This is a genomic window from Mycoplasma sp. CSL10166 (assembly GCF_017116885.1).
In the GTDB taxonomy this organism is placed as follows: domain Bacteria; phylum Bacillota_I; class Bacilli_A; order Mycoplasmatales; family Metamycoplasmataceae; genus Mycoplasmopsis.
In genome coordinates this window covers 499394-518312 of record NZ_JAFIRF010000001.1, presented here as the reverse complement: position 1 = coordinate 518312, position 18919 = coordinate 499394, and the positions used below count along the sequence as shown (strand labels likewise).

General features: G+C 24.7%; 9 protein-coding genes and 1 other RNA gene. 6 read left to right on the top strand and 4 right to left on the bottom strand.

The window, feature by feature from the left end; all coding sequences use genetic code 4:
- The first annotated feature begins 30 nt into the window (after positions 1-30).
- The 3 genes from JXZ93_RS02045 (at position 31) to JXZ93_RS02035 (ending at position 4313) form a co-directional block, all read left to right on the top strand.
- Positions 31-1830 carry a hypothetical protein gene (locus JXZ93_RS02045; protein ID WP_205852581.1) on the top strand — a complete coding sequence of 600 codons (1800 nt, stop codon included), beginning with the start codon at positions 31-33 and terminating at the stop codon, positions 1828-1830.
- A gap of 361 nt (positions 1831-2191) precedes the next feature.
- On the top strand, positions 2192-2557 hold the full coding sequence (locus JXZ93_RS02040) for a hypothetical protein (RefSeq protein ID WP_205852580.1): 366 nt from the start codon (positions 2192-2194) through the stop codon (positions 2555-2557).
- Positions 2558-3200: 643 nt separating this feature from the next.
- Positions 3201-4313, top strand: a complete 1113-nt coding sequence (locus tag JXZ93_RS02035; RefSeq protein ID WP_205852579.1) for a leucine-rich repeat domain-containing protein — start codon at positions 3201-3203, stop codon at positions 4311-4313.
- A gap of 1497 nt (positions 4314-5810) precedes the next feature.
- Here the strand turns inward: JXZ93_RS02035 and JXZ93_RS02030 are convergent.
- Complete coding sequence (locus JXZ93_RS02030; RefSeq protein WP_205852578.1) at positions 5811-6827, bottom strand: hypothetical protein; 1017 nt, start codon at positions 6825-6827, stop codon at positions 5811-5813.
- The gene (locus JXZ93_RS02025; RefSeq protein ID WP_205852577.1) at positions 6820-7821 is read right to left on the bottom strand and encodes an Eco57I restriction-modification methylase domain-containing protein; all 1002 of its coding nucleotides are present in this window, start codon (positions 7819-7821) and stop codon (positions 6820-6822) included. Before JXZ93_RS02025 ends, JXZ93_RS02030 begins: the two co-directional genes overlap by 8 nt.
- 240 nt (positions 7822-8061) lie before the next feature.
- Here JXZ93_RS02025 and smpB point away from each other — a divergent pair, with 240 nt between their 5' ends.
- Together smpB and ssrA are read left to right on the top strand one after the other, a co-directional pair.
- Positions 8062-8499, top strand: a complete 438-nt coding sequence (gene smpB / locus JXZ93_RS02020) for an SsrA-binding protein (protein WP_205852576.1) — start codon at positions 8062-8064, stop codon at positions 8497-8499.
- Between the two features lie 2 nt (positions 8500-8501).
- Positions 8502-8911, top strand: a transfer-messenger RNA (tmRNA) gene (gene ssrA / locus JXZ93_RS02015).
- Between the two features lie 344 nt (positions 8912-9255).
- On the opposite strand, the gene JXZ93_RS04200 is transcribed toward ssrA, so the two are convergent.
- Together JXZ93_RS04200 and ligA are read right to left on the bottom strand one after the other, a co-directional pair.
- Complete coding sequence (locus JXZ93_RS04200) at positions 9256-14553, bottom strand: beta-N-acetylglucosaminidase domain-containing protein (RefSeq protein WP_205852575.1); 5298 nt, start codon at positions 14551-14553, stop codon at positions 9256-9258.
- Positions 14554-14835: 282 nt separating this feature from the next.
- The gene (ligA, locus tag JXZ93_RS02005) at positions 14836-16833 is read right to left on the bottom strand and encodes an NAD-dependent DNA ligase LigA (protein WP_205852574.1); all 1998 of its coding nucleotides are present in this window, start codon (positions 16831-16833) and stop codon (positions 14836-14838) included.
- 414 nt (positions 16834-17247) lie between these two features.
- Here ligA and gpmI point away from each other — a divergent pair, with 414 nt between their 5' ends.
- On the top strand, positions 17248-18753 hold the full coding sequence (gpmI, locus tag JXZ93_RS02000) for a 2,3-bisphosphoglycerate-independent phosphoglycerate mutase (RefSeq protein WP_205852573.1): 1506 nt from the start codon (positions 17248-17250) through the stop codon (positions 18751-18753).
- Positions 18754-18919: the final 166 nt, after the last annotated feature.

Here is an 18919-nt window from a genome sequence, read left to right as displayed (position 1 = left end):
AAGAATAAACAAAAATTAAGGGAGAAAATTATGAAAAAATTACTAGCTATTATAGCTTCAACGTTTCCTATAATAGCGCTCAGTTCATGTGTTGGTCAACCTCCGCAGGTAAACGCAGATGAGCCTAATGATGAAGATAAATTAGGAATTGAAAAATTAAATGTATATGAAGATTTAGATTTTAATAATATTAAAGATTCTATTCAAAATACTTTTGAATTAGATCCAGAAACATTAGAATACAAGAAAACTCAATTTAATTCATTTCTTGATGATATAAAACAAACAGCAGAAGATGAAAGTCCTACCTTTTATTTTAACAGAAATGCTGGTCAAGTTTGAAACACAAGTATGCAACATGCTATTGCTACTTTAAATTATTCTAATAAAATCAAAAACGATAAAACAAAGATTGTTTATGTAGGTGATCAGGATGTTTTAGAAGAAAACAAAAGATTTAATTTAAATTATTTACAAGAAAAATATAAAAATAGTATTAAATTAGAAAATCACCAATTAAATGTCGCAGATGGTAAATTTTCATATGTATATAAAACAGAAATTTTGGACTACTATGATACTTTAGAAAATTATAGAGTTATACCAACTAAAACATTTTTAGAATATGTTTTTAAACCATTTTTAAAAGCAAATAAAGAAAACAAGTTTAACGTAGTTATTCCAGATATTTCATTTACGGGTTTACGTCCAGATGCTAGAGAGTATTTGTTAAAACATGCTAAAAAAATAGTTATTATCTCAGATGGTAATGCACAATTAGCTAAATTTATTCCGGAATATTTTTATTATGTATCAAATAAAAAAGAACCCGAAGATATAAAAAATATAGAACAAGCTTTTGATACAAAAAATGGAATTAATAAATTTAACGCAAGGGAATATTATAGATTAAAAGAAAAAGTTAAAATTTTTAATTTTCAAGGTAATTATAGTGTTAGTCTTAACAAAATATTTGATAAGTTAGGTAAATCATGGGCTAAGATTAATGTTAATTCATATCCTACAAGTTTAAATAAATTAGAAAAAGAAGGATGGTTAAAAGGAACTGATTATCTTAAAGATATTTTAATAGTCAATAATTTAATGAAAAATAGCACGGATAGTACTCCAAAATCATTAAAGGATTTGATGATTTTAAATAGTGATAAATATGACGCTAATAAAAAGAATATGGTTTTTATGGGTTCATCTCTTTTTAGAAATGGTGCTTATTTAGAAAATAAAAAATTGAGAGATAAAGCAATAGCGTATTTTGCAAAAATCGAAGAACTTTATCCTCGTAGTGAATATAATTATCTTTTTAAATTACATCCATATTATAAACCAGACCAATCATTAAATTATGTTAAAATGCTTCTTGGCAAAGATGATGTTTCTGATTATATTATTTTAGACCCTTCTGTTTCATGAGAAAACATGTTATCGCTTGATTATTCTAATTTGGAAAATAATAGTGGTGAATCTGTTTTATTTAAAAGATCAAATGGTAAAATAATTCCTAATATGAAATTATTTACACTTCAAGCAACAACAACTGTCTTAATGTCTACAATGCAATTTATCGAACAAACACTTGATGGTTACGATTCACTTGATTCAAAGCGTGAAGTTGTTGACCCAAGTATTATTCCTTTAAATGAAGAGATAAATATAATCAATCGAAAAAATGAAGAAAAAAAAGATTATTATAAAATAAATTACAATAATTTATATGGTATTTATAAGTGAAATTTAACAAGTAATGATTTTTATCCTATTACCGAATTTAAACCACTAAGTGAGTTTTTAGAACAAAAGAAAAAGAACTAATTGTTAAAAACCTATATCAAGTTAACGGTATAGGTTTTTAATATATTTTTTGTTAATTTTTCAATAAATTAATTTTTAAATTTTTATAAAAAAAGATTATTTTCTTGTAACTATTTAAAAAATAATTTTAATGAAATAAAGTGAATAATTTTTAAAAATATTTTTATATTTATTAAAAAGTGAGTTTTTAGTGTAAAATTATTTTCTTATATATATTTTTTATAATTTTTTTACAAGAATTTTATAATTATTTTATTATTTTTACCTTATTTTTAGGAATGAAATATTTATTTCATTTTTTTATATTTTTAATCTAATTTTGTCGAAATTTAATAATAAAAAACTAAGGAAACAAATTATTATGATTAAATTCAAAAAATACTTGTTTGCAGGTTTAACTATGCTACCTGCAACAGTAGCCGTTGTTTCGTGTTCTAAAATTGAACAAAAAAGTGAAACAACAAATGAAAAAACAGACGTAAATACTAAACAAGATACTCCTAAAGTAGGAGAAGATAAAAAAATATCAGAAGAAAAAAGAGAGTTAGATACAATGCAAGGTGACCAACCTAAAGTTGATAATGAAAAAATGCCTTCTGATGATCCTAATGCAAGACCTGATGGTTGAATTAATAAAGAACCACATGATTCAGACAAAGGTCAAGAACACCCTGAGTTAGGTAAGAATAGAAAACAACCAGGTGCTGCAACCGAACCTAGAAGTTAATAAATAATTATAAAATAATTTATTTGCGACTGCGATTTGGGTGAATAAAATTTAGTAAAAACTCATATTGATTTATATGGGTTTTTAATATTGAAATTAATATATTAGAAAGTATATTTCATATATATTTAAGGTTTATTTTTATATTTTTAAAACTAATAATTATAAAATTCAATTGAATTAAATTATTTTCTTCGTGTTTAAAACTATTTTTTTCTTAAGAGTTGCGAATGGCGTCTTATAATCTAATTTTTTGTAATATATTGTTTATTTAAAATGAATAAATATTAATTTTTCAAACATAAATATCTAAATAATTTAGTTTTACATTTTTATTATCATTCAAGTAGCATAATATTTTGTTATACAAATAACATTACTTTATTTAGTATTATTTTTACTTAAGTTAATTATTTGATATAATTTTTGTTGTTCATTTTTAATGTTTTATACAAATTTAGATAAATTATTCAATGAATGATATACATTTAAGATTATGTTATTTTCTATATTCAATTGATAAATAATATTTTTTGAATCTTTGAATCAATATATAATATTGTTGTTAATTTTATTAAACTATTATTTTAATAATATTTTTCTTATTTTCTTAATAGATATAGTAAATTTCGAAAGGTTAAAAATGAAAAAAAATTTAAGTGCTATATTATTAATGATTAGTATGATTTTTATATCCGTTTCTTGTAATGGAATAAATTCTCATAATACTTCTAAAAATATAAATATTACATTTAAACAAAAATATGATGAAACATATGATGAAAAAAATAAAAATATTCCAAATGCGAATTGATTTGTTATTGATGAGAATAATATATATGATTTTATAAATGAAGGAATTATAAGTATAAAATCTATGATATCTACAAATGTAGATGGCCATGATGAAAAATATAATGTATATATAATTAAAAGAAATTTAAATATACCATGGTTAAAGTGAATGCTACCAGATAGTTTATCTTTTAAAGGCGATATTAACGTCATTAATCTAAATATGCCTAATGTTAAAAAGATAATTAAAAATTCTTTTTATGGAAGCACTTCACTTGAAAATGTAATTATTCCAAAAGTTGTAGAAATCGAGGATTCGGCATTTAAGGGAAATCTTTTACTCGAAAATGTAATTATGCCGAATGTTATAAACGTTGGAAGTAGTGCGTTCGAAGGTGATACATCGCTTACAAGTATAAATATGCCGAATGTTATAAACATCGGTAGTAGTGCGTTCGAAGGTGATACATCACTTACAAGTATAAATATGCCAAATGTTATAAACATCGGTAGTAGTGCATTCAAAGATAATATATCGCTTAAAAGTATTTATCTTCCTAATGTGACAAATATTGGTGAAAAATCTTTCTACGGAAATAAATCACTTATAAGTATTGATATGCCGAAAGTGACGACAATAAGCGTGGGTGCTTTAGGTCATAATAGTTTACTTGAGATTATAAATATCCCGAATGTCACTTATATTAATGATTATGCTTTTTTTGGTGATATTTCACTTAAAAAAATATATATTCCAAATGTTCTAGAGATTGGGCAGTGGGCTTTTTGGGGCAATAATTCCCTCATAAGTGTAAACATGCCAAAAGTTATAAGCATTGGTTCATTTGCTTTTGCTAATGATAACTTACTAAACTTCCAAAAGTCAAAATTGCCGTCAACTATGACTGAAAATATATTTAATTCTTTAACTAAAAAAAATGCTTCAAAATGAATACAATAGATAAAATAAAGATTATCTAATTATATTGAACTTTATTTTTAAAAAAAGTAAAGAACGTCACAAAGTTTATTTTATTTAATATAAAGTATATATTATTTATGAGTTAGGTAAAAAATGACACTCCAAAATAAAGGAGTGTTATTTTTATTTATATCAAAACATTTTACTTTTAAACAAAAAGTTAAATATTGTGAATTATACAAAAACAAAAGAGAAATAAAAGATTATATTGTTATGTTTATATATTACTTAAAAAATAATATAAAGTTCATAATTTAAGTATTAGCAAATTAAAAACTAAAAAAGTTAAAATTACAGATTTAAATAAAGATGAATTGTAATTATATAATTTGAAGAGTCATTTAAAGGTAAAAAAGTATTACTAGTAGCGAACAATGAAAATATTTTAAAGATAAAATACAAAAGAAAATAGCCTAATCGATCGATGTATCAAAACTTTTTCATTTTACGAATGTTTTGAATATAACCTTTTATTATTAGAAAAAATAAAGATAAAATAATTTAATGAATTAAATTTTAGAACAAGTTAAATTAAACCTAAACGTTGTTTTAGGGTCAAAATGTACCATCATTTATAAAGTTATTTAACAATGATAAAAAGTTTAGAAAACATTTTAAAGAATATAATGATAACATCACAATATGAATTTAGATTTTCATATGAAGGTTTTAAATACAAGTAGCAAGCATATATAAAATAAGAAAATACCAAAAGAATAGAAATATAGTGATATTTGAGCAAATAACGAAATTAATAATATTATAGTTGATTTAAAATTTGGAATAGTTTGGATAGTAGATATAAAATACATAAAAATTAAAAAATAAATACTATTACTTATATGTAATTATAGAGAACAAAATAAATATGATTTTAAACTGAAATTTACAAGAAACTAGAACAGGTAATGATAAAATATATTATTATTAATTGTATTAAAAAATGCAAGATTAAACCTAAATATTTTCATATTGATCATAGTGCAGAACATGCCAATTTTGATGTGAAAAATTACCTAATAAAAATAAAACAATTTAATCAATGTCCGCTAAAGGGAACTAGCCAAAATCATAGCCTGGAATATTTCTTCACAAACATTGAAAGAGAAAAAATAAGATTAAGTAGTTTTATTAAACTAAATTATTTTATGTATTTATAAATAATCAAATATTTTATTTATTATAATTGCTCTAGATTATAAAAAAATTATAATACACCATTTGAAGTTCTTAAGTAAGAATAATTTAAAATACAAAAAATATTTAATTCAATTGAATTTTATAATTACTTGTTAAAAAATATAAACATTAATATTATGAAGAAAAAATGTAAAGTTATCTAAAATATACATTCGTTAGAATAATATTACAAAATTAAAGTAATATATAATCTGATAAATTATAATACAAAACTCACATCAATAAAAATCAATATGAGTTTTGTATTAATTTTTGTTAAACTAACTTATTTTAAATCTAATTAATTTCTTTATAGGACAAACTTTCCTTAAATTCCTCTTTTCTAAATTTTATAAATAGTTCTTTTAATAGATTTATATTTAAAAAATAATTATTTTTATTTTTAGATAAATTATTAATTACTGCTCTATTTTGTATATAGTATTTATTTTCCTTTTTGTTTAAATCGTCTAATATATAAAAATAATCACCGTCTAAACAAGAAACATAATGAACATTTTTATTTTCTTCATTGAATTTAATAAAATCAATAATCTCTTTTATTTCACTATTTTGTGAGCCACCAGATCCTGAAGTTAATTTATGTTCTATAATAATAATTTTTGTCCCTATTTTAACTAGTAAATCAGGATATTTATTTATATATTCTTCCCTAAAAAGAAATTTAATTTTATTTTTTTCAAGAATTTCGTTGAATAATTTTTGTTTTTTTTCAGGGAATAAATATGTTTCATGATTTTTGTCAAAATTATTTATGTCTGAACTTTCATCACAAAAGGAAGATAAAAATTTTTCTATTATTTTAATTCCGGTCTTACCTTTTCTTTTAGAGGAATTGCTATCGCTAATCACTTGCATACTTTGATTAGAGTATCCATGAGATAAGTATATATTATGTCTATCATGGATGTAATTTTCAAGAATATTTTTTAATATTTCTCGTTTTTCATCTATTGTCTTTTTTCCTTTTTTAAATTGATTGTATGAAGTTCCTTGTGTTTGAAAATATACACAAAAAGGAGAGTAGTTAATGTGCTTGGTATTATCTATAATATCAATAATTTCGTCAATTATCTTTATTTTGGGTTCCTGTTTTACTTCCTTTTCAATTGCTAAATCTTTTAATGTCGAGTAAGTTGTTATTAAATTTATTAATTTTGTGTTTTTAATTGTTAAATCATTTTCATTTTCTTTAGTTTTTGGTATTACTAAAAAACCAAAGTCATTATTTTTATCGTATATAGATATTTTTTTATCTTTTTTACTATTTTTATAAAATTCTAAATTATTCATTAAAAAACTCCTTATGTAATTCGTTATAAGCTTTTTCGATTATTCCTCTTGCTAATTTAAAATCTAACCTTCTTCTTCTCTCGCCTTTTTTTGTATTACCTTTAAAAGGGGTTAAAATTATGTCGTTTGTATCTTTTCTTAAATTATCTAATATATTATTTATTTTATTTATAAATCTTTTTTTCATTGAATTTTGTATAGATAAATTTATTAGTGTTATATGTCTAGAAGAAGTTTTTATTTTATTTTCTCAGTCATATTCTATATTTTCTTTTAAGTCAAATTTGATCTTTGAATTTTCTTTCGTTCCATCGATTGCCTTTAGAGCTAATCATCCTTTTTTATCGTTAAATTTGACATTTATTTTTTTTAAAGTAGGTAGTGAATGAGAATATATTTTTTCTAAATTGTCAATGTATTCTTCGTTTTTATATATTTTAATTTTACTTAAAGGTTTTTCGATCCCATCAAAACAAACAACACAAACAGGGGTTTCTGTATCAAAAAATGGATTTTCTTCTAAAATTGTGATAGAATATAATTTATTTTTGTCCTTAAAGTTAGAATTTATAAATGATTCAGGAACTATTGCTACGACAAATTTTTGTGCATTAATCATTTTTTCTAAAGCTAGTAAGTAAATATCATCATAATTGGTAGAATTAAAATATTTTTTTAAATCAATACCATTTCTCTTTGCTGAATGTTTTTTAATATAAGGGGGATTAGTTATTATTATAGCATCATCAATGTGCGGAATATTAATAAGTGAATCGTTATATTTTCATTTTAAATCTTTATCTATATCTAAACCAACTTCGCTTTTAAAAAAACCTTTTTTAAAAGCATTAAATAAGTCTCCCGAACCAGCAAAAGGATCGTATATAATATTCATTTTAGAATAATTAATAAATTCTAAAACTTGTGGTTTCAACCATACATTTCTTTTTGTAAAAAATTGCCCTAATTTAATTTGTTTTTTATTTTTTATCATGTTAATTCTTTCCTAAATTATATATTTATATTTAATAACATTCTATCATAATAAAGTGTTAATAAGAAAATAAAATTGGTATTATAACTTAAACGTGTTATTTGATGAAATATTTATTTATTTTGCAAAATAATCCATTTTAACAAAATTTATTTCAAAAAATGATAGTTTAAATTTAAAACGTATTAATTATGTTAAAATTACTAAATTTTAGTAAAAATTGTTATAATAATATTACTTATGAAAATAATAGCTAGCAATAAACATGCTTTTAGAGACTACGAAATATTAGATCGTTTAGAAGTAGGAATATCTTTATTAGGGTGAGAAATAAAATCTGCACGTGCTTCTCAAGTATCTTTAGATAACGCTTTTTGTTCTATTTATAAAAATGAACTTTATTTAAAAGAATCTTTTTTTAAACAGTATATGTTATTTAAAGCCGAACCAACACGTGATAGAAAATTGTTAGCTCATAAAAACGAAATTCGTAAGTTAAAACATAAAATGGAGACTCAAAAATTAACTATAGTACCACTTAAATTTTATTTTAACAAGCAATCTAAATTAAAATTAGAGATTGCATTAGCGCGTGGTCTTAAAAAATACGATAAGAGAGAAAAAATACGTAAAGAAGAAGCTCAAAACAAAATTAAATCAACAATTAAATTTTATTAATTGGGGGTATAATGGTTTCGACATATATAGGTTTTATTATATTGCAGTAGTGTTGAGGACTATAATCTCTACTAGGCTTTTTAAACGGAAACGATAAAAAAGAAAACGAAGAATTTAACTTTTCTTCACCAGCGTTTTACGCTAACTCAAATCTTGCATTCGCTTAATATTTAGCGTCAAGTTGTGTTTATGCAACTCCTTTAGTATAAACATAGGTTTTAAAGGATAAAATAAAAGGGTGGTGTCTTTTATTTGAAATTCACTATTTATTTTAAGAATGAGGAATTTTGTTAGTTTAATTACTTAAAATGAATTATTTGCCTCTTTAAAAAATATTCAAAACTAAATAAACTGTAGAAGTATGATAATAATTTATGTGTGGACACGGGTTCGACTCCCGTTACCTCCACCATTTTTTTACATCTTTTTAATGTGGTATTAATTTCACATTTTAACCTAAAAATCGAATAAATTAATAAATTGATATATAATATATTTGCCTTTAGTGAATAAAGGCAAAATTGTTTTATAAATTAAAATCATATTATTATTCTTTCTGTATTGTGTATTATCCTTTTTATTAATATAATGTGTTATATTATTTTGTCCTACTTTGCGGTACTAATGCTTACTGACTACATATTACATAGAATATTCAAATTATAATATAAGTACATAGTTGACTTCACTATGTACTTTTTTTATTTAATTTTTAATTAAAAAACACAATAATGTTATTTATTGTGTTTTGCATAATTATTTTTTATTTTTCTTTTTGAAGAATATTACTGCAATTCCTGCTAATATTAATGCACCTAGTGAACCTAGAATTCCACCAACTATCGCACCTGAACTGCTTTTTGGAGTATTTTTGTTTTTGATTTCTTTTGTATTTGGCTTTTCAACATTAGGTTGATTTGTTGAAGTATCGGAAGAATTTGCTGTTTCGTTATTTTCGTTGTTTGTTTCAGGTTCTTTTGTATCGTTACCATGTGAAATATCTGGAACTAATGATTCGTCAATATCATCGATAATATCTTCTGTTGTATCAGCGTTGTTTGGATCAATTTCAATAATTTTTGAACGCAATTCACTATATTTTGTATCTATTTTATCAATTAATAATTGAATACTTTCTTTTGTAGAATCATCTTTATTAACTTCTTGCTCAGTTTCGTCGATTAATTCTTGCATTTGTTGAGTTAATTCTGGGAAACGTAAGTAGTATTTATCAATAAATTTATACCCTCTTTGGTCTTTATGTATTTCGTATTTTCTTGTCAATTGACCTTTTTCGGATGCAACTAATTTTGAAAATAAGTCATTAAATTCTTTATCTAAATTATTAAACTCTTCTACACTAGTGTTTGAATCACTTAATTTTTGTTTCATTTGATCAACTTTTTCTTTTAAAACATTATATGTTTCAGAAGTATAATTATCAGATTTTAGTGAATCAAATTTACTAATATCTAAAGTTACTGATTGTTTTTTATATGGTAAAGTAACTAATTTAGATTTTTTATCATTGTATTCTGCTTCAAGAGAATTTACTATTTCTTCAGTTAAATTATCTTTATCTTTTAAAGCTTCAACGATTTGATTTACTACAAATTGATATGCGTTAAATGATTCTGTTGTGTATAATTCATCTTCATTTGAAAGCAGATTTGTCATTATTTGATCTAATCTATCTGAATCAAATTTAGTTCTTGCACTTGAAGAAATTTTTTCTAAAGAGTTTTTAATAGAATCTATAGTTGATTGTCTAATTTGTTGAGATTTTAGTGTTTCTTTAGCGATTACTTCTAATAAATCATAACTATCTTTATCTGCTTTAATTCATGTTTGGTAGTTTTCTGGTTTTGCATTTACCAAGTTTTGTAATTGTTCTTTATTAGTTTCTTCTGTTTGTTTTTTAGAGATTGGTATTATTTCAACTATAGAAGGTGTTTTATCTTGTCATGAAATATCGAATGATACAACTTTTTCATTTACTAATAAAGGAATTTTAAATTCTACAATGTTATTTGTTAATTTACCTAACTCTTTTTCTGAGTATTGTTTTGTCGAAGTGTTATATACTCTAACTTTAACGTTTGAACCAGAATTGTCACCTTGTGTAATAATTCTTACATCGGCAGCATCATATCTTCCTTTATTAACAATATATGTTAGGTTTCCGTTTTTGTTTGCTGGTGTATAGTAACTACTTAAGTTACCATCGATTGTCTTGTCTGTTACGTGCGCCGCATCTGTTTCGACGTAATTTGTACCAGTGAATTTAGGGTTTGAGTTTAAGCTAATGTATTCAAAGTCATTTACAACTATCTCATTAAATAATAAAGCACGAGTTGGATAATTTGCTTTAACTAAAAGTTTAATATATCTAGCTTTTGCGTTTTCAATATTTGTATTACCTCATCATCTTACATTTGGGTAGTTCGAATCATTTTCACCTGAATTTATTTTAGATAAATTTGATTCTCTATCTGCATCAGTAACATCGTCACCTATTGTAAATGCTAATTTTCAACTGTCAGAATTATCACTATTTGTTGTTGAATATAATACATCTAAATCTCTTGGATAATCAGCTGTACCGTCTGTTGCGTATAATTTAAGTGATCTTAAGTCAATTTCTTTACCTAAATCATATACTGCAACATTTCCTTTGGCAGGATTACCACCAAATTTAGTTGTAGTATTAACATTTCGATCAAATTCTTTATGAGAATGTCTTTGATCTCCTCACCCTTGGTTAATTGCAATATCTGATTTAATTAATTTTCCAAATACTTTTTCTCCTTGTAAAACAAGGTTTAATAGTTTAAAATTAAAGGTTTTAGATTCTGTTTCAGATGTATTTTTGAATCTAATAAATCTAAATCCCAATGAACCTTTTAATGTGCTAAGGTCATCTATTTTTGTTCATGTGTATCCGTCTTTAGAATATTGTAATTCAACTCCTGGTATTTTGTCGTATTCTCCTGTAACGCTGCTGAATTCTAATATATCTTGAACGTCGATACCTATTTCTTTACCTGCTTCAAGTGTTAGTTCGTGTGATTGGCTAGGTTCAGATTCGTGTAATAATTGGAAACCTGTACTTGATTTAGTTGTTCCAAATCCTTCTATATTACCATTTTTAAGAAGATATTTATTGTCTAATGCGGCTGAATCGTTTCCGACTTTAAATGTACCAATTCTTCATCAAACATTTCTACTTGTATTATTTTTAACTCTAATTCTTTTTGCTTTTACATTGCCTGTAAATGTTTGTGATTTATCGCTGTTACCGCTTTTTTCTCCAAATTTTTGTCATTCTCCATTCTCTGCTTCATATTGAATATCAAAATTTGTTAATATATCACCGCCTGCAGAATTTCCTTGTTGTAATAAAACTTTTGTAATTGTTCTGGGTTCAGGTAATGTAAAAGTTAATGTTGCATCAACTGAAATAGCGTCATTAGACGGAGCTCCTTGGTAGTTTTTTGTTCAAAATTCAGTGGCTTGATTATTGTCAAAAAGAACGTTTGGATTTGTATTTTGATTAGTTGTTCTTACTTCTCTATTTCCGCCGTGTTGTCCATCGTATTTTAGATCTGTATATCAACCGTTTTCTAAGTTAGTTTCTTTAGGTTGGTTAATTACTAAATTAGTAACACGTAGTCATGCACCAAAATTTTCACTTTGGTTATTAACAACTCTAACACCAACAACATTTTCTATGTTTATGTTTTCTATATATACTGGTTCGAAAGGACCGTTTACGTCATTTCTTGTTATATTTGTTTGTCCGTTAAGATCGGTTCATTGACCATCTTTTGTTTTATATTGAACTTTAAAGTTTTTAAAGTGATCGTTTCTATCTCCCATTTTAATAAATAATGTTTTTAAAGTAAATGGTGTTGAAGCATTTGCTCCAAAATAATCACCTTGAACAAATTTTGAATCAGTTCCATCGTGTGCAACTTTTCAAATTTGTTGTTTTTGATTTGAATAATCAAAAATATCGCCCGCAGGGCTGTCTACTTGAACAGTTCTGTTTGTTTCAAATTCAAATGTTAGTTTATCCGGAATCAATAATTCTGAGTATTTTTTAGATAAAGCAGCTTGAAGCGATCTAATAAATGGTTGAATATGTTGAACACCTACTTCTGCAATTTCAAAGTGATCTAAATATCAGAATTTATGTGTTTTAGATTCTGAAATTTTATTTAAAGCTTGATTGTAATGGTCTATAAAATTAAATGTGTCTTTAGCTTTATAATCTTTTAAGGCGTCAATATATAATGAAACACCTTTTGATAATTCTTCGAATGATTTAAGTCAATAAATAATTTGCTCTTTCATTTTTTCGTTAGATTTACCGTTTAACATAATATTTGAGTATTTGTTTAAATCATTAAAAATTGTTTGAATTTCGTTTAATTCTTCATCAGTATATGAGTCATTATTTAATTTAGATTTAAATTCATTTAGTTTATCTTTAATATCTACTGATTCTTGCAATGCTACAACACGACCATCCATATTTTGATTAATCATGTGTTTTGATAATTCTCTAAATGCGTTTGACTCTTCATCATCATGTTGTTTGTTAGCTAAAACATATTTAAATGATGCTTCGTAAGATTTCTCTGCTTCATCATCTGTTTGTCAAATATTTCAAGTGTAATCGGCTCCACCAAAAATTGCAACTCTAGAAGGTTGTGATTGTTGCATAGGGTTAAAGATAACACCTTCGATTTTTGAAGCATCAACATTTCTGTGTAAGAATTCTTTATATCCACCTAAAATTAAATGGCTCTTTGAGTTATCAGAACAAGGCCAGTTAATTCATAACATAGGTCCTCTACCAACATTTTGAGTAAATCTATTAGTAAAATCTTGTGATATTTCACCTCAAATTCTACCACCAGTCATTACTATTTGAACTTCTTTAGGGAATGTTCTAAAGTAATCTTGACCATACCCTCCATATTCTTGAACAACATATGGAAGAGTAGTTTTTAATCCTGGATATTCAGGTTGTAACATTTTAAGTCACTCAACAACATCGTCAAGTAATCTTTTTTGCATTTTTTGATTATTATTTCCCGGGAACGGTGTTCCGGCATCATCTGCTAAAATTCCGATTTGACGAACCCCAGCTTTAATAACTTGCAAGAATTTTGCTTTAAGTTGAACTAATGATTGTTCATAATTAGATTCGTTCATTCTTTGTCCAAAAAATGGATGTAAAGTATAAATATAGCGAACCTTTGTTTTATTCCCTGTTTCGGCTAGAGGTTTAATTAAATTTTCAATTTCTTCATCGGTATAAAGTTCTCTTCATTTTGTAGAGTGTTTAGGATCGTTTTTAGGTGCATAGAAATATCCGTTAAGTTTATAGTATGTACCTCATTTCATATAATCAAGTCTATCTTCTAAACTTCATGGATTACCATAGTATCCTTCAATAACTCCACGAGTTGTTACATCTGCATAATCCTCAATTTTAAAGTTTTCAATTTCTCTACCATTTAATTGGTTAAAAATGTGTCAAAGTGTTGTTGCACCATAGAAAGCTGCATCTGTATCTTTTGCTAAAACAGATAAAACATTGTTATTGTTATTAATTTGGTAACTATCTGTTTTTTCGTAAAGTTCTTCGTTTACTTCTGTATTTTGAGATTTAATTAAATTATCTACTAGGTTATCTGCATCACCTTTAATACCTACTAAAATATTTGTTTGACCTTTAACTATATGTTTAGTTATTGTGTATTGTAAGTTCTTGATATCTAATACTTCTTTGAATCTATCAACTGTTGCTTCGTCAATTCCGTTTTCGAAAACTATATTAACATTTTGTGTTAAAAGGTAATTTCCGTCAAGATAATCAATTTTTTGAACTTTAGGATAAATTTCATATGTTTTTCTGTTTGCTACTTGTGTAGGAGAAGTTGTATTTTCTGTTTCTCCAGTTTCAACCGCACTAATTGAAGCAATTAATCCTGCTGATCCTGCAGCGCTTAAAACATATTTAACTATTTTTTTAATATTCATTTTTATTACCTCATTTGTAAATTTAAATTACATGTTTGCATTAATTATATTAATACATATTAATTAAATCAAATTAATATCTAGCATAATGTTAATGCATTTTATATGCATAAAGATATTTTCATTCTCATATTTATGAATTGTATATGCATCTAATTTGCTAAAAAACATTTTAAAAAAGCCTATTTTTAAACTTTTTTATTAATAAAAATAGAATCTTTTGGTTTTTAATAATAAAAAAGAGCATATTTTATTCATTCACTAAAATAAAAATAGACATTTTTACAAGCCTATTTTTATTAATTTTTTAAAATCTTCTTCAGTTAATAACTTAACATTTAATTTCAAAGCCTTTTCATATTTAGAACCCGGATTTTCACCGTAAAGTAAATATGTAGTTTTCGAAGAAACTGACGAGCTAATTTTGCCGCCATTTTTTTCAATCATTTCTTTAAAATATTCTCTACTTTTACTTAATGTTCCTGTTATTACAAAGTTTAAATTGTCTAGTATATTTGAATCTTGAACTTCTTGTTCATAAATTAAAATACTATCTAAAAATTCTAAAAGATTTCTGTTATCATCTATTTTTATATATTCTCTAATACTTTGAGTAATAATTTCACCTATTGTGTTTATTTGTGTTAATTTTTCTAAATTTATATTGAATAAATCCGTTAATTTTGATATGTCATTAGTTATTAGTTGCGCTACTTGAATTCCTATATTTGGTATCCCAATAGAAAATAGTGCTTTAAAAAGTTTAGTAGTTTTTGATACTTCGATTGAATTTAAAATATTATTAAGTTTTTTATTTGTTTTCGATTTAAAACCTGGTATTTGATTTATTTCTTTAGCATATTTTTTTAAATTATATATATCTTTAATGTTTTTTACGTAGCCTAAATCGTAAAATAAACGTATATTTTTTTCGCCTAATGTTTCAATATTCATAGATTTTTTAGATACAAAATGAATTAATTTTTTTATTATTTGTTCCTCACAATTTTGATTTACACAAAATTGATCAACAAAACCTTCTTTTTCTACTAAAAGATTGCCACAAGAAGGACAATTTAATATTTTACTAAAAACACCGTTTGTATTTTTTTTATTTAAACCAATTACTTTTGGAATAATTTCTCCTGACTTAATAATTGTGATTTGATCCCCGATATTTACATTTAAATTTCTTATGTATTCATAATTGTGCATAGTAGCATTATTAACGTTTGTTTGATTTAAATTAACTTCATCAAAATTAGCTATATAAGTTATTTTTCCGGTTCTCCCAACAGAGGCGGTTATATTTTTAATGATACTTGTAGCTTCCTGTGTTTCATATTTAAAAGCTATAGCATATTTAGGAAATTTAGAAGTTTTTCCAAGTTGTTCTCAATATTTAATTTGATTTAATTTAATAACATAACCATCACAATCGAACTCAAATTCATTTTTTAGTTCTCTAAATTTTTCTACAAGTTCAATTAATTGTTCAAAAGAGTCAGCTACCATGATATTCTTATTAGTGGGAAAACCTAAATTGTCTAAAAATTTTTTTACAGAAGACTGTAAATCTATATTATAATCTTGAGCATTTACTAAGTCGTATAAAATAATAGATAAATTACGTTCCTTAACAACATTTTTATCTAGTTGTCTAAGTGTGCCTGAGGCTGCATTTCTAGGGTTTGCAAAAATCTTTTTATTATTTTTAATGAATTCTTCGTTCAACTTATTATATGTTGATTTAGACATGTAAATTTCTCCACGAACCTCTAAATCAATGTCCTGATTCAACGAAAGTGGAACACCTTCTATTTGTATAACATTTTCAGTAACATCTTCACCTTCAGTTCCATCACCACGTGTTATAGCTCTAATTAATTTACCTCTAGAGTAGTGCAAAGAAATAGATAATCCGTCAATTTTCGGTTCTAAACAAAAATTGATTTTTGGATTATTTAATGATTTGTTTAAATTATTATAATATCTCAACAAATCATTTTCAGAATAAGCTTTTTCTAAAGATAACATAGGGTTTTTGTGAACAAATTTACTAAATTTATTACTTGCGTAGGAACCTAAATTGAGTGTAGGAGAATTTTCTAAAATATACTGAGGATATTGTTTTTCTAATAAAATTAATTCTTGTAAATTTTTATCATAAACTAAATCTTCTACACTTGGTTCGTTGAGTTGGAAATATTCATAATTTCATTTATTAATTTTTTTAACTAATTGCTCAATTTTTAATTGAATTTTTTTATTCTCTTTCATTGGCTTACCTCTAATATTGTTTAATATTTAAATTATATATTAAATATTATTTTTATTATTTTTTGAAAATAAAAATATAAAGTGCAGCCTACATACACTTTATATTAGTGTGTTATAAATATAAGAAATATTTTTTTAAACATAATCACATAAAATATTTAATTTTAAAATTTTCATGATTTTAATTTACTAAAATAAATAACAAACAATAGAATAATACATTAAAGGAGTGTGTGAAGAAAGATAACCTTATTAATAATTTTATGGAATATTTACAACACATAAATAATTTTAACTAGTTGGTTTTATTTTTGGTTAATATAATTATTTTATGCAAACAAAATTTATTATTTTTTTTAAGTAAAAAACTATATATTATATAATTAATAAAAATATTTATATTTAAGGAGTAATATGAAAAAAGTAGTATTAATCGTTATTGATGGTTTAGGTTTAAGAAAAGAAACACAAGGAAATGGTTTCGCATTAGCAAATACACCTACTTTTGATAACTTATTTAAAAATTATCCAAATTCATTGATACAAGCATCAGGTCAATATGTTGGGTTACCTGAAGGACAAATGGGTAATTCAGAAGTTGGACATTTAAATATTGGTGCCGGTACAATTGTTTATACTGGATTATCACTTATCAAGAAAGCTTTAAATGAAGGTACATATAAAACAAACAAACAGTTTGTTAAAGTATTTAATGATGTTAAGGAGAACGATTCAACATTACATTTAATGGGCCTTTTATCACCTGGAGGTGTCCACTCATTAGAAGATCATTTATTCAAATTGTTAGAAGCCGCACATGAATTTGGATTAAAAAAAGTTTCTGTTCACGTTTTTGGAGATGGTAGAGATGTTGCACCTCGTTCAATTAAAGAATCTTTAACAAAATTATTGGAATTAACTGACAAATTTGGTTATAATATAGCTTCTATTTCAGGAAGATTTTATGCAATGGATCGTGATTCTATGTTTGATAGAGTTGAAAAAGCGTACGACGCGCTTTTAGGAAATGCAGATTCAAAATTTGATAATATTTTAGAATTTGTCGATAAACAATATGCTTCAGAAATCAGTGATGAATTTTTTGTTCCATCAATAAATTCTAACTTAAGCAAAGAATCTTTTGTTAAAGATGGTGATTCAATTATTTTCTTTAACTTCCGTCCTGACCGTGCAAGACAACTTACACATTTATTCGTTAATTCATCTTTATATGATTTTAAAGCAACTCACCAAGTTAAAATTAATAAATTTGCTTCAATGATGAAATATGAAGGAATTAACACAATTATAGCTTTTGATGAAATGGAAGTAAGTATGCCTATTGGTAGAGTTTTAGAATTAGCCGGAAAAAGTCAATTAAGATTAGCCGAAACTCAAAAATATGCTCATGTTACATATTTTATGGATGGTGGAAATGATATTGAATTTAAAAATTCAAAACGTATAATGGTTGATTCTCTTAAAGTTGAATCATATGCAGATGCTCCACATATGTCTGCTGAAAAAATTACAGATGAATTGTTGGCTAACGCATTAAATTATGATGTTACAATTATGAATTACGCAAACCCTGATATGGTAGGTCACACAGGTAATTTAAAATCTACAATAGAAGCAGTTTCATTTTTAGATTCACAAATTAAGAGAGTTGTGGATTGAGCAGAGGCAAATAATGTGACTGTATTTATTACAGCGGATCATGGTAATGCTGAAATTACAGAAGATCAAAATAATAAACCAGCAACAAAACACACAAGTAGTCCGGTTATGTTGATTGCAACAGATAAATCACTTAAATTAAAAGATGGTATTTTAGCAAATGTAGCACCGACAGTTTTAGATTATATTGGCGTAGATAAACCTGTCGAAATGGATCAAGAATCTTTATTAATTAAATAAATAAAAATAGACTAATTTAATTTTGTTAGTCTATTTTTTATTATTTAATAATACTTGCTTATAGTCTTAATTTTCATAAATTATTTCTTTAATATTTTTTTACGTTTTTGTTTTTTGAATATATAATTTTACAAAAATAAAATGTAAAAAACTAAGGAGACATTAA